11 protein-coding genes are annotated in these 13,245 nt (G+C 67.9%); all 11 read left to right on the top strand.

Annotated features, from left to right (window positions below; genetic code table 11):
* The first annotated feature begins 3 nt into the window (after positions 1-3).
* From HDA45_RS23725 to HDA45_RS23775, 11 genes are read left to right on the top strand one after another with little or no spacing between them, the layout of a single operon-like run.
* Positions 4-765 carry an NADH-quinone oxidoreductase subunit C gene (locus tag HDA45_RS23725; protein WP_184898790.1) on the top strand — a complete coding sequence of 254 codons (762 nt, stop codon included), beginning with the start codon at positions 4-6 and terminating at the stop codon, positions 763-765.
* A complete protein-coding gene (locus HDA45_RS23730; protein WP_184898793.1) occupies positions 762-2,093 on the top strand; it encodes an NADH-quinone oxidoreductase subunit D in 1,332 nt (443 codons plus the stop codon). Before HDA45_RS23725 ends, HDA45_RS23730 begins: the two co-directional genes overlap by 4 nt.
* Positions 2,090-2,959: an NADH-quinone oxidoreductase subunit NuoE gene (gene nuoE / locus HDA45_RS23735; RefSeq protein ID WP_184898795.1), complete on the top strand. Its 870-nt coding sequence runs from the start codon at positions 2,090-2,092 to the stop codon at positions 2,957-2,959. The genes HDA45_RS23730 and nuoE overlap by 4 nt, the downstream gene beginning before the upstream one ends.
* Positions 2,959-4,239 carry an NADH-quinone oxidoreductase subunit NuoF gene (gene nuoF, locus HDA45_RS23740; RefSeq protein ID WP_184898797.1) on the top strand — a complete coding sequence of 427 codons (1,281 nt, stop codon included), beginning with the start codon at positions 2,959-2,961 and terminating at the stop codon, positions 4,237-4,239. The genes nuoE and nuoF overlap by 1 nt, the downstream gene beginning before the upstream one ends.
* Positions 4,236-6,707, top strand: coding sequence for an NADH-quinone oxidoreductase subunit G (locus HDA45_RS23745; RefSeq protein WP_184898798.1), 2,472 nt, complete (start codon positions 4,236-4,238; stop codon positions 6,705-6,707). The genes nuoF and HDA45_RS23745 overlap by 4 nt, the downstream gene beginning before the upstream one ends.
* A complete protein-coding gene (gene nuoH / locus HDA45_RS23750) occupies positions 6,704-8,044 on the top strand; it encodes an NADH-quinone oxidoreductase subunit NuoH (RefSeq protein WP_343072135.1) in 1,341 nt (446 codons plus the stop codon). The genes HDA45_RS23745 and nuoH overlap by 4 nt, the downstream gene beginning before the upstream one ends.
* Positions 8,031-8,573, top strand: coding sequence for an NADH-quinone oxidoreductase subunit NuoI (nuoI, locus tag HDA45_RS23755; RefSeq protein ID WP_184898800.1), 543 nt, complete (start codon positions 8,031-8,033; stop codon positions 8,571-8,573). The genes nuoH and nuoI overlap by 14 nt, the downstream gene beginning before the upstream one ends.
* Complete coding sequence (locus tag HDA45_RS23760) at positions 8,570-9,415, top strand: NADH-quinone oxidoreductase subunit J (protein ID WP_184898802.1); 846 nt, start codon at positions 8,570-8,572, stop codon at positions 9,413-9,415. Before nuoI ends, HDA45_RS23760 begins: the two co-directional genes overlap by 4 nt.
* Entirely contained in the window at positions 9,412-9,711 is a 300-nt protein-coding gene (gene nuoK, locus HDA45_RS23765; protein ID WP_005151882.1) for an NADH-quinone oxidoreductase subunit NuoK, read from the top strand. The genes HDA45_RS23760 and nuoK overlap by 4 nt, the downstream gene beginning before the upstream one ends.
* 12 nt (positions 9,712-9,723) lie before the next feature.
* On the top strand, positions 9,724-11,622 hold the full coding sequence (gene nuoL / locus HDA45_RS23770; RefSeq protein ID WP_184898804.1) for an NADH-quinone oxidoreductase subunit L: 1,899 nt from the start codon (positions 9,724-9,726) through the stop codon (positions 11,620-11,622).
* Positions 11,622-13,193: an NADH-quinone oxidoreductase subunit M gene (locus tag HDA45_RS23775; RefSeq protein WP_184898806.1), complete on the top strand. Its 1,572-nt coding sequence runs from the start codon at positions 11,622-11,624 to the stop codon at positions 13,191-13,193. Before nuoL ends, HDA45_RS23775 begins: the two co-directional genes overlap by 1 nt.
* The last annotated feature ends 52 nt before the right edge of the window (positions 13,194-13,245 follow it).

Genomic DNA, 13,245 nt, shown 5'->3' on the forward strand with positions numbered 1-13,245 from the left:
GAAGTGCCTGAAGAGACTCCCGAGACCCCGGAAACCGGCGGCGAGCAGTCCAGCGCGGACAGGCCCGAAGGCGGCTTGGAGCCGCAGGGCGTCCGCCCGGCCGAACCGGTCGTCACCGGTAAAGAGCGCCAGGGCATGTTCGGCGTGCACGGCACCGGTGACACCTCCGGTTACGGCGGCGTCCGCCTCCCCGCGTTCAACCCGCCCCCGGCGGAGCGTCCGTACGGCGGCTGGTTCGACGAGTTCGCCGACGAGTTCTACGCGGCCTTGGCGGACAACAAGATCCCGGCCGACGCGGTCCTGCAGACCACCGTCGACCGCGGCGAGATCACCTTCTACGTCGCCCGCGAGCACCTCGTCGAGATCGCGCGGACCCTGCGAGACGACACCGGCCTCCGGTTCGAGCTGCTCAGCTCGGTCTCCGGGGTCGACTACGGCGTCGACGTCCCGCAGCGGCTGCATTCGGTCTACCACTTCACGTCGATGACCTACCGCCGTCGCATCCGGCTGGAAGTCACCCTCGACATCGAGGATCCGCACGTCCCGTCGCTGGTCGGGCTCTACCCGACGGCCGACTGGCAGGAGCGGGAGACCTGGGACATGTTCGGCATTGTCTACGACGGTCACCCGGCACTGACCCGCATCCTCATGCCGGACGACTGGGACGGCCACCCCCAGCGCAAGGACTACCCGCTCGGCGGGATCCCGGTCGAATACAAGGGCGCGGAGATCCCGCCGCCGGACCAGCGGAGGTCGTACTCGTGAGCACCGAATTCCAGGAAACGGAAGTCCCCGAAGCCGACTCCCGCGAGACCACCGAAGGCCGCGTCTACACCGTCTCCGGCGGTGACTGGGAAGACCTCATCGAGGACTCGCGCCACGACGAGCGCATGGTCATCAACATGGGCCCGCAGCACCCGTCGACGCACGGCGTGCTCCGGCTCGTGCTGGAGATGGAGGGCGAGACCGTCACCCAGCTCCGCTCGGTCATCGGCTACCTGCACACCGGGATCGAGAAGAACTGCGAGTACCGCACGTGGACCCAGGGCGTCACCTTCGTGACGCGCATGGACTACCTCGCGCCGCTCTCCACCGAACTCGCGTACTGCCTCGGGGTCGAGAAGCTGCTCGGCATCCAGGCCCCGCGCCGCGCCGAGCTGCTGCGCGTGATGCTGCTGGAGATCAACCGCATCGGCTCGCACCTGGTCTACATCGCCACCGGCGGTATGGAGCTCGGCGCGACCACCGCGATGACGCTCGGTTTCCGTGAGCGCGAAGAGGTCCTGCACCTGCTGGAGCACCTCACCGGTCTCCGGATGAACCACGCGTTCATCCGCCCCGGCGGCCTCGCGCAGGACATGCCGGACGACTACCAAGAGGTCGTCAGCGCGTTCGTCAAGACGATGGACGAGCGGCTTCCCTTGTACGACAAGCTCTTCACCGGCCAGCCGATCTGGCGCAACCGGCTCAAGGGCGTCGGCTACCTGCCGGTGGACGCCTGCCTCGCGCTCGGTGTCACCGGTCCGGTGCTGCGCAGCGCCGGTCTCCCGTGGGACCTGCGCAAGACCGAGCCGTACTCCCGCTACGACGAGTTCGAGTTCGACATCCCGACCTCGACCGACGCGGACTGCTGGGCGCGGTACCTGATCCGCGTCGAGGAGATGCACCAGAGCCTGCGGATCATCAAGCAGTGCCTGAAGAAGCTCGAGCCGGGCCCGGTCATGGTCGAGGACAAGAAGGTCGCCTGGCCCGCGCAGCTCTCGCTCGGCAGTGACGGCTTGGGCAACTCGCTCGAGCACGTCCGCAAGATCATGGGCCAGTCGATGGAATCGCTGATCCACCACTTCAAGCTGGTCACCGAGGGCTTCAAGGTCCCGGCCGGCCAGTCCTACACGACCGTGGAATCGCCGCGCGGCGAACTCGGCGTGCACCTCGTGTCCGACGGCGGCACCAGGCCGCTGCGGGTCCACGTGCGCGAACCGAGTTTCGTGAACCTGCAGTCGATGCCCGCGATGGCCGAAGGCGGCCTGGTGGCGGACGTCATCGCCGCCATCGCCTCGATCGACCCCGTCATGGGGGGAGTGGACCGATGACCCAGCCCGGAACGACACCGACGCCCGAGCCCGGCACCAGTTTCGCCGAGCAGACCCACGTCGCCGCCGGTGGTGACGTCGACGTGATCGCGATCGCGCCGGATCCCGCCGAGGCGGAAGGGATCCTGGAGAACGCGAAGCCCGAAGACATCTTCGACGCCGACACCCACGCCAGGGCGCAGAACCTGATCTCGCGCTACCCGCAGTCGCGCTCGGCGCTGCTGCCGCTGCTGCACCTCGTGCAGTCGGTGCAGGGTTACGTGAGCCAGGAGGGCATCGCCTTCTGCGCCGCGCAGCTGGATCTGTCCGACGCCGAGGTCAGCGCGGTCGCGACGTTCTACACCATGTACAAACGCCGCCCGTGCGGCGAGCACCTGGTGAGCGTCTGCACCAACACGCTCTGCGCGGCCATGGGCGGCGACGCGATCTACAAGAAGCTCCAGACGCATCTCGGTTCCGACGAGAAGCCGCTGGGGCACAACGAGACCGCGGGAACGCCGAACGAGCCCGGCTCGATCACGCTGGAGCACGCCGAATGCCTCGCGGCCTGTGACCTCGCCCCGGTCATCCAGGTCAACTACGAGTACTTCGACAACCAGACCGAGGACAAGGCCGTCGCGCTGGTCGACGCGTTGCAGGCGGGCAAGAAGCCCGCCCCGACGCGTGGCGCGCCGCTGACGAGCTTCAAGGGCGCCGAACTGCAGCTCGCCGGGTTCTTCCCCGACGACGCGCAGCAGTACCGCACGGATGTCGACGGGCCTTCGCAGGCCGTCGAAACCCTGCGGGGCGCGCAGGTCGCGCAGGACCGCGGTTGGACGGCGCCCGCCATGAAGGACGTGGCCTTGCCGGAAGTGGAGAAGAAGTAATGGCAGATCCCATCACTCCGGTCCTCACGAAGCGCTGGCTTTCGCCCAACTCCTGGACGATCCAGTCCTACGAAGCCCTTGAGGGCTACACCGCGATCCGCAAGGCGCTCAAGGGCACTCCCGAGCAGATCGTCCAGCTGGTCAAGGACTCCGGCCTCCGCGGCCGGGGCGGCGCGGGCTTCCCCGCCGGCATCAAGTGGTCCTTCATGCCGCCGAACGAGGACAAGCCGCACTACCTCGTCATCAACGCCGACGAGGGTGAGCCGGGCACCTGCAAGGACATCCCGCTGATGATGGCGGACCCGCACTCGCTGATCGAGGGCTGCATCATCGCCTCGTACGCGATGCGCTCGCACCACTGCTTCATCTACGTCCGCGGCGAGGCGCTGCACTGCATCCGCCGCCTCAACGCGGCCGTGCGCGAGGCCTACGAAGCGGGCTACCTCGGCAAGAACATCCTCGACTCCGGATTCGACCTCGACATCACCGTGCACGCGGGCGCCGGGGCGTACATCTGCGGCGAGGAGACGGCGCTGCTGGACTCGCTGGAGGGCCGTCGTGGCCAGCCGCGGCTCAAGCCGCCGTTCCCGGCAGCCGCTGGTCTCTATGCCGCGCCGACCACGGTCAACAACGTCGAGACCATCGCCAGCGCGCCGTACATCATCAACGGCGGTTCCGACTGGTTCCGCCAGATGGGCCGCGAGAAGTCGCCCGGTCCGAAGATCTACTCGATCTCCGGCCACGTCGAGAAGCCCGGCCAGTACGAATGCCCGCTCGGCACCACGCTGCGCGAGCTGCTCGACATGGCGGGCGGCATGAAGGACGGCGTCCCGCTGAAGTTCTGGACGCCGGGTGGTTCGTCCACGCCGATGTTCACCAAGGAACACCTCGATGTTCCGCTGGACTTCGAAGGCGCGGCGGAAGCCGGGTCGATGCTGGGCACGACGGCCGTGCAGGTCTTCAACGAGACCGTTTCCGTGCCGTGGGCCGTGATGAAGTGGACGCAGTTCTACGAGCACGAGTCCTGCGGCAAGTGCACGCCGTGCCGCGAGGGCACGTACTGGCTGGCGCAGATCCTGGAGCGCATGGTCGAGGGCAAGGGCACCGAAGAGGACATCGACACCCTCCTCGACGTCTGCGACAACATCCTCGGCCGCTCGTTCTGCGCCCTCGGTGACGGCGCGGTCTCGCCGATCCAGAGCGGGATCAAGTACTTCCGGGATGAATTCCTGGCTTTGTGTAACGCAAACAAGCGCGAATTGGTGGGGGCGCAGGCATGACGATCGCACCCGACAGGCCCGAAACGTCCACAGAGGACATTCCGGTTCCCGAAGGCCACGTCAAGCTGGTCATCGACGGTGAGACGGTCATCGCGCCCAAGGGCGAGCTGCTGATCCGCACCGCCGAAAGGCTCGGCACGGTCATCCCGCGTTTCTGCGACCACCCGCTGCTCGACCCGGCGGGCGCCTGCCGCCAGTGCCTGGTCGAGGTCGAAATGGGCGGCCGTCCGATGCCGAAGCCGCAGGCCTCGTGCACCATGACGGTCGCCGACGGCATGGTCGTGAAGACCCAGCTGACCTCGGCCGTCGCGGACAAGGCCCAGCAGGGTGTGATGGAGCTGCTGCTCATCAACCACCCGCTGGACTGCCCGATCTGCGACAAGGGCGGCGAGTGCCCGCTGCAGAACCAGGCGCTCGCGCACGGCCGCGCGGAGTCCCGTTTCGTCGACACGAAGCGGACGTTCGCGAAGCCGCTGCCGATCTCCTCGCAGGTGCTCCTGGACAGGGAGCGTTGCGTGCTCTGCCAGCGCTGCACCCGGTTCTCGCGCGAGATCGCCGGCGACCCGTTCATCGAACTGCTCGAACGCGGCGCCCACCAGCAGATCGGCACCGCCGAGACCGCTGACGTGCTGGACCTGGCTTCCCGGACCACGTCGGGCCAGCCGTTCCAGTCGTACTTCTCCGGCAACGTCATCCAGATCTGTCCGGTCGGCGCGCTGACTTCGGCCGCGTACCGGTTCCGTTCGCGGCCGTTCGACCTGGTGTCCGCGCCGAGCGTGTGCGAGCACTGCTCGTCCGGCTGCGCCGAGCGCACCGACTTCCGCCGCGGCAAGGTCATGCGGAAGCTCGCGGGCGACGACCCCGAGGTCAACGAAGAGTGGCTTTGCGACAAGGGCCGGTTCGGCTTCCGCTACGCCACCGCCGAAGACCGCGTCCGCCGTCCGCTGGTCCGCAACGCCGACGGAGTGCTGGAAGAGGCTTCCTGGACCGACGCGCTGCGCGCGGCCGCGGCCGGGCTCGCCAAGGCGCGGGACGGCAAGGGCGCCGCGGTGCTGACTGGCGGCAGGTTGACTGTCGAGGACGCCTACGCGTACTCGAAGTTCGCGCGAATCGCCTTGGGCACCAACGACATCGACTTCCGGGCCCGTCCGCATTCGGCCGAGGAGCTCGGCTTCCTCGCCACGCACGTGGTCGGGACGACGCCGGAAAGCGGCGTCACCTTCGGCGAGATCGAGCGGGCGCGCACGGTGCTGTGCGTCGCGTTCGAGCCGGAGGACGAGGCGCCGATCGTGTTCCTGCGGCTGCGCAAGGCGGCCCGCAAGAACCGTACCCGCGTCGTCCACTTGGGACAGTGGACCACCTCCTCGGTCCGCAAGACCTTCGGTGAGCTGCTGGCCTGCGCGCCGGGCAGCGAAGCCGCCGCGATCGACGGGATCGCGCAGCACGCGCAGGACGTCGACCAGGCCCTGACGGCCGAAGGCTCCGTGATCCTCGTCGGCGAGCGTGCCGCCGAGGTCCCCGGCCTGTTCTCGGCCCTGCACCGGCTGGTGGAGCGCACCGGCGCCCGGCTCGCGTGGATCCCGCGTCGCGCGGGTGAGCGCGGCGCCCTGGCGGCGGGCGCGACGCCGACGCTGCTGCCCGGCGGCCGTCCGGTCACCGACGCCGCGGCTCGCGCCGAGGTCGAAAAGGCTTGGGGTGTCACGCTTCCCGCCACGGCGGGCCGCGACACCACCGCGATCCTCAAGGCCGCTTCCGGCAATGACCTCGACGGTCTGCTCGTCGGCGGGGTCGACCCGGACGACCTGGCGGATCCGGATCTGGCCCGTCGCGCGCTGGAGAACGCGAAGTTCGTGGTCAGCCTCGAACTGCGGCACAGTGCGGTCACCGAGCACGCGGACGTCGTCCTCCCGATCGCCCCGGCGGTCGAGAAGGCGGGCACCTACCTCAACTGGGAAGGCCGCCACCGCGAGTTCGCCGTCACCCTCGAAGGCACCGGCGCCCTGCCGGACTGCCGGGTGCTCGACACCCTCGCCGTCGAGATGGACGCCGACCTGTTCACCCAGACCCCGGCCGCCGCGGCCGCCGATCTGGCCAAACTGCCCGGCAAGACCAAGCCCGCGACCTTCGAACCGGTGGCCGCCACGGCCGCCGCGATCGCGGGCGACGGCAAGGTTCTCCTCGCCACCTGGCGTCAGCTGATCGACAACGGTTCGCTGCAGGACGACGAGCCGCACCTCAAGGGCACGCAGCGCGAGGTCGTCGCCAAGCTCTCGGCGAAGACCGCCGAAGGCTTGGGCGGCACCGTGAAGGTCTCCACCGAACGCGGTTCCATCACGCTGCCGATCGAGGTCGCGGACCTGCCGGACGGCGTCGTGTGGCTCCCGGGCAACTCCGACGGCTCAGCCGTCCGCGCGGCGCTGGCCGCCGGACACGGTTCGGCCGTCAACCTCACCGGAGGTGAGAAGTGACTCCGTTGCTCAGCCAGATGCCGGACGCCGCCGAACGGGCGGCGCTGCTGGCGGACGACCCGTTGTGGCTGGTCCTGATCAAGACGGTCGTCATCCTGCTGATCGGCCCGATCCTGACGATCTTCCTGATCGTCTGGGAGCGCAAGGCCGTCGGCCGGATGCAGAACCGCCCCGGCCCCAACCGGGTCGGGCCCGGCGGCTACCTGCAGTCCCTCGCGGACGCGATCAAGCTGCCGTTCAAGGAACAGATCATCCCGGACACCGCCGACCGCAAGGTGTACTTCCTCGCCCCGGTCATCTCGGCGGTGCCCGCGCTGATCGCGCTGGCGGCGATCCCGTTCGGCCCGGTGGTCTCGATCTTCGGTGAGAAGACCGTGCTCCAGCTGGTCGACCTCCCGGTCGGCGTGCTGGTGATCCTCGCCTGCTCCTCGATCGGCGTGTACGGCCTGGTGCTCGCGGGCTGGTCTTCGGGTTCCCCGTATCCGCTGCTCGGTGGACTGCGAAGCGCGGCGCAGGTGATCTCCTACGAGATCGCGATGGGCCTGTCCATCGTGGGCGTGATCCTCTACGCCGGTTCGATGTCGACCTCGCAGATCGTCGAGTCGCAGCAGGGCGGCTGGTACTTCTACCTGCTGCTGCCGAGTTTCGTGATCTACCTGATCTCCATGGTCGGCGAGACCAACCGCGCGCCGTTCGACCTCCCCGAGGCCGAATCCGAGCTGGTCGGTGGTTTCCACACCGAGTACAGCTCGATGAAGTTCGCGATGTTCTTCCTCGCCGAGTACGTCAACATGGTGATCGTTTCGGCGTTCGCGACCACGTTGTTCCTCGGCGGCTGGAAGTTCCCGTTCGTCGGCGCCGACCACGCGCTCAACCAGGGCTGGCTCCCGCTGCTGTGGTTCACCGCCAAGCTGTTCATCCTGCTGTTCGGCTTCATCTGGCTGCGCGGCACGCTGCCCCGGCTGCGGTACGACCAGTTCATGCGGCTGGGCTGGAAGGTCCTGGTCCCGGTCAACCTGGTCTGGATCGTGGTGATCGTCACGGTCCGCGCGCTGCTGCGCCAGGAGGGTGGGCTCAGCGTCCCGCAGATCCTCATCGGTGGCGGGGCGGTCCTCGTCTTCCTGGTCATCCTGAGCCTGCTGCTGCCGGACAAGAAGGTCCCGGAAGACGACTACATCCCGGTGACCGGCGGCGGGTTCCCGGTGCCGCCGCTCGACCTCCAGGTTCCGGACAAGACTCCGCGTCAGAAGGCCCTCGAGAAGGCCGAAGCCCGGGCGGCCAAGCGCAAGCCCGCGGCGGTTTCCAGTGGAAGGGAGGCCGGCGATGGGGATGTTTGATCCCATCAAGGGTTTCGGTGTCACCTTCGGGATGATGTTCAAGAAGGTCGCCACCGAGGAGTACCCGGAGGCAGGCGCCCCCGCCGCCCCGCGCTATCACGGCAGGCACCAGCTCAACCGGCATCCGGACGGGCTGGAGAAATGCGTCGGCTGCGAGCTGTGCGCGTGGGCCTGCCCGGCGGACGCGATCTTCGTCGAAGGCGGCGACAACACCGAAGAGGCACGCTTCTCGCCCGGTGAGCGGTACGGCGCCGACTACCAGATCAACTACCTGCGCTGCATCGGCTGCGGGTTGTGCGTCGAGGCCTGCCCGACCCGGTCACTGACGATGATCAACTTCTACGAGCTGGCCGACGACGACCGGCAGCGGTTGATCTACACCAAGGAAGACCTCCTCGCGCCGCTGCTGCCCGGCATGGAGCAGCCGCCGCATCCGATGCGGCTCGGCGAGAACGAGCAGGACTACTACGTGAACGGCCCCGAGCTCGCGCGCCAGAAGTCGATCGAGTCGACGGAGGCCGTCCAGTGATCACGGCTTTCCTCGCCCAGACCGACGTTTCGGCCGGCATCACCACCGGCGAGACCATCGCGTTCTGGGTGCTCGGCCCGCTCGCGCTGCTTGGCGGACTAGGCATGATCTTCTCTCGCAACGCCGTGCACTCGGCGCTGTGGCTGGTCCTCACGATGCTGTGCCTCGGCGCGCTGTACATGATCCAGCAGGCGCCGTTCCTCGGCTTCACGCAGATCATCGTCTACACCGGCGCGATCATGATGCTGTTCCTGTTCGTGCTGATGCTGGTCGGCAGGGAGAGCTCGGACTCGGTCGTCGAGGTGCTGCGCGGGCAGCGGGTCATGGCGACCCTGCTCGGCATCGGCGTCGGCGGGCTGCTCGCCGCGGGCCTCGCCCGCGCGCTGGCCAACGTCACCCCGGCCCTGCCGCTCGACCCGGCGAACGTCGACGGCGGCGGCCCCGGCGGGCTGGGACGGCTCATCTTCACCAAGTACCTGTTCCCGTTCGAGCTCACCTCGGCGCTGCTGATCACCGCCGCGCTCGGCGCGATGGTGCTCGCCTTCACGGACAGGCACGCCAAGGGCGGCAAGAAGTCGCAGAAGGAACTCGTCGTCGACCGGTTCACCGGAAAGCACGACAGGCCTTCGCCGCTGCCCGGTCCGGGTGTCTTCGCGACCGCCAACTCGGTCGCCACCCCGGCGCTGCTGCCCGACGGTTCGATCGCCCCGGAGTCGCTTTCGGACATCATCGAATCGACTTCGGCCTCGCGGCTGGAAGACGAGCGCAAGCAGGTGTCCGGCTCTGAACCGGGCCCGGACGCCCACGCGCTCGTCGGCAAGAAAGAAGGGGACGAGGAATGACCCCGACGTACTACCTGCTCCTGTCCGCGCTGTTGTTCGCCATCGGCGCTGTCGGGGTGCTGGTGCGCCGCAACGCGATCGTCGTGTTCATGTGCATCGAGCTGATGCTGAACGCGGCGAACCTGTCCCTGGTCACGTTCGCCCGGATCAACGGGTCGCTCGACGGTCAGGTGATGGCGTTCTTCGTGATGGTCGTCGCCGCCGCCGAAGTCGTGGTGGGCCTCGCGATCATCATGGCGATCTTCCGCACCCGGCGCTCGGCCTCGGTCGACGACACCAACCTGCTGAAGTACTAGGGAGCACCGAGAGTGACCGCATCATCGTGGCTGCTGGTGGCCTTTCCCGCCCTCGGCGCCCTCATTCTTCTGCTGGCCGGGAAACGAGCCCGCCCCTGGGGACACCTCCTCGGCAGCGCGACCGTCTCACTGTCCTTTGTGTACGGACTGATCCTCTTCTTCACCGCCGACACGAAGAACATCGCGGACGTCAAGCTGTTCTCGTGGATCCCGGTCTCGGCGCTGCAGGTCGACTTCGGACTCCGGATCGACGCGCTTTCGCTGACCTTCGTGCTGCTGATCACCGGCGTCGGCATGCTGATCCACTTCTACTCGATCGGCTACATGTCCGAGGACCGCGATCGGTCGAGGTTCTTCGCGTACCTCAACCTGTTCGTCGCCTCGATGCTGATCCTGGTGCTGGGGAACAGCTTCGTGACGCTGTACCTCGGCTGGGAAGGCGTCGGCCTCGCGTCGTACCTGCTCATCGGCTGGTACCAGGACCGCCCGTCCGCGGCCACCGCGGCGAAGAAGGCGTTCCTGATGAACCGCGTCGGCGACGTCGGGCTCGCGCTGGCGATCTTCCTGATGTTCAAGTACGTCGGGAGCACCGGTTACGCCGAGGTCTTCGGCGCCGTCGGCCAGATCCCGACCGGCGCCGTCACCGCGATCGCGATCCTGCTGCTGCTGGGCGCGTGCGGTAAATCCGGTCAGTTCCCGCTGCAGGCCTGGCTTCCGGACGCGATGGAGGGCCCGACCCCGGTCTCGGCCCTCATCCACGCGGCGACGATGGTCACCGCGGGCGTCTACCTGGTCGCCCGCGCGCACGAGATCTTCAACGCCACCCCGGACGGCCGCCTGATCGTCACCCTCGTCGGCACGGTCACGCTCTTGATCGGGTGCATCATCGGGTGCGCCTACGACGACATCAAGAAGGTCCTGGCGTACTCGACGGTCAGCCAGATCGGCTACATGATGCTCGCCGTCGGCCTCGGGCCGATCGCCTACGCGCTCGGCATCATGCACCTGGTGGCGCACGGTTTCTTCAAGGCCGGGCTGTTCCTCGGGGCCGGTTCGGTCATGCACGCCATGAACGACGAGGTCGACATGCGGAAGTTCGGCGGGCTGCGCAAGCACCTGCCGGTCACCTTCTGGACCTTCGCGCTCGGCTACCTCGCGCTGATCGGCATCCCGCCGCTTTCCGGCTTCTTCACCAAGGACGCGATCATCGAAGCGGCGCTGAGCCAGGGCGGCTGGCGCGGCTGGGTGATGGGCGGCGCGGCACTGCTCGGCGCCGGGCTCACCGCGTTCTACATGACGCGCCTGATGGTGATGACCTTCTTCGGCAAGGAACGCTGGAAGGAGATCAAGTCCAGCGACGGCCGCGACTTCCACCCGCACGAAAGCCCCGCGGTGATGAAGTGGCCGATGATCATCCTCGCCGTGGGTTCGATCGGCGCCGGTGCGTTCTTCGCCCTCGGCGACCGGTTCGCCGAATGGCTCTCGCCGGTGGTCGGCCCGCTCGAGGAGGGTGGCCACAGTGTCATCCCGCACCTGCTGGTCCCGTTCCTCACCGTGGCGCTGTCCGTCCTGGGCGCGCTCGCCGCTTGGCTCTTCGTCGGTCGTAAGGACGTTCCGGTGGAACGCCCCGAACGGGTCTCCGCCGTGGTCAAGGCCGCGCGCAACGACCTCTACGGCAACACCCTGAACGAGACGCTGGTCGCCCGTCCGGGCACCTGGCTCGCCCGCGCGCTGGTCTACGTGGACAACCGCGGGGTCGACGGCGCGGTCAACGGCCTCGCCGCCGCGCTCGGCGGCGGATCCGGGCGACTGCGCCGCCTGCAGACCGGCTTCGTCCGCTCGTACGCACTGTCCATGCTGGGCGGCACATTCCTGCTTCTGGCGGCACTCCTGCTGGTGAGGTTCTCCTGATGACTTGGCTCCTGGCAACCATCCTGGTGCCGCTGGTAGGTGCAGCGGTCGTCGCGGGGATGAAGAAGAACGACAGGCTGGCGACGCTCACCGCGCTCGCGGTGTCCATCCTGACGTTCCTGCTGGTGATCCCGCTGTGGGCGAGCTATTCGCCGACGGGGGACCGGATCCAGCAGAAGTCCTCGATGGACTGGATCCCGAACTTCGGCATCCACATCTCGTTCGGCATCGACGGCATCGCGCTGGTGATGATCGCGGTCATCGGGCTGCTGGTGCCGATCGTGGTCGGCTCGCTCGGCCTGACCGACAAGCTCCCGGCCGGTCGCTCGGCGGGCGGGTACCTGTCGCTGATCCTGGTGCAGCAGTCGTTGACCATCGCGGTGTTCGCCGCGACCGACGTCTTCCTGTTCTACGTGCTGTTCGAGATCATGCTGATCCCGATGTACTTCCTCATCGGCGGCTACGGCGGCGCGAACCGGCAGTACGCGGCGGTCAAGTTCTTCCTGTACTCGTTCCTCGGCGGCCTGATCATGCTGGCGTCGGCCATCGGGGCGTACTCGATGGCGTCGGACGAGCTCGGCAAGGGCACCTTCGACTGGGAAACGCTCGTCACCGTCGTCCGCGACGCTCCGACGGGCACCCAGATCTGGCTGTTCCTCGGGTTCTTCCTCGCCTTCGCGATCAAGGCCCCTTTGGTGCCGTTCCACACCTGGCTGCCGGACGCCGCGGGACAGGCGCCCATCGGCGTCGCGGTCCTGCTGGTCGGTGTGCTGGACAAGGTCGGCACGTTCGGGTTCCTGCGCTACCTCCTCCCGATGTTCCCGGCGGCCAGCAAGGAACTCGCGCCGTGGGTGCTGGTGCTCGCCGTCGCGGGTGTCCTTTATGGATCGATCCTCGCCGCGGGCCAGCGCGACATGAAGCGGTTCATCGCCTACGTGTCGATCGCCCACTTCGGTTTCATCGCGCTGGGCATCTTCACCTTCAACGAGCAGGCGATGGTCGGCTCGGTGTCGTACATGCTCAACCACAGCCTCGCCACCGGGATGCTGATCGTGGTCGTCGGGCTGATCGTGATGCGCGGCGGATCCACCAAGATCTCCGACTACGGCGGCATGGCGAAGGTGACCCCGCTGCTCGGCGGGATGTTGCTCATCGCCGGTCTGTCCACTTTGTCCCTGCCCGGCACGAACTCCTTCATCAGTGAGTTCCTGGTGCTACTGGGGTCCTTTGTGGACTACCCGGTCTACACGATCATCGCGACCGTCGGCATGGTGCTGGCCGCGGCGTACGTGCTCTGGCTCTACCAGCGCGTCATGCAGGGCCCCGTCCGCGGTGACGCCCTGGTGGGCGCCGGTGGAGGCCCCGGCACGGCGATCGCACCCGAACTCGGGGCCACCAAAGCCATCAAGGACCTCGGCGGCAAGGAGATCGCGATCCTGGCGCCGATGGTCGTGCTGATCATCGCGCTCGGGTTCTACCCCAAGCCGGTGCTCGACACGATCACCCCGTCGGTGCAGGCGACGATGTCGTCGCTGGATGCGCAGAGCGTGAATGTTGGAGGCGCAAAATGACCAAGTCCGAGGGCGCTTTCGCCCGAAGGGCCCGTGCTCGCGGAGGCAGGCC

It is taken from the genome of Amycolatopsis umgeniensis (assembly GCF_014205155.1).
In the GTDB taxonomy this organism is placed as follows: Bacteria; Actinomycetota; Actinomycetes; order Mycobacteriales; family Pseudonocardiaceae; genus Amycolatopsis; species Amycolatopsis umgeniensis.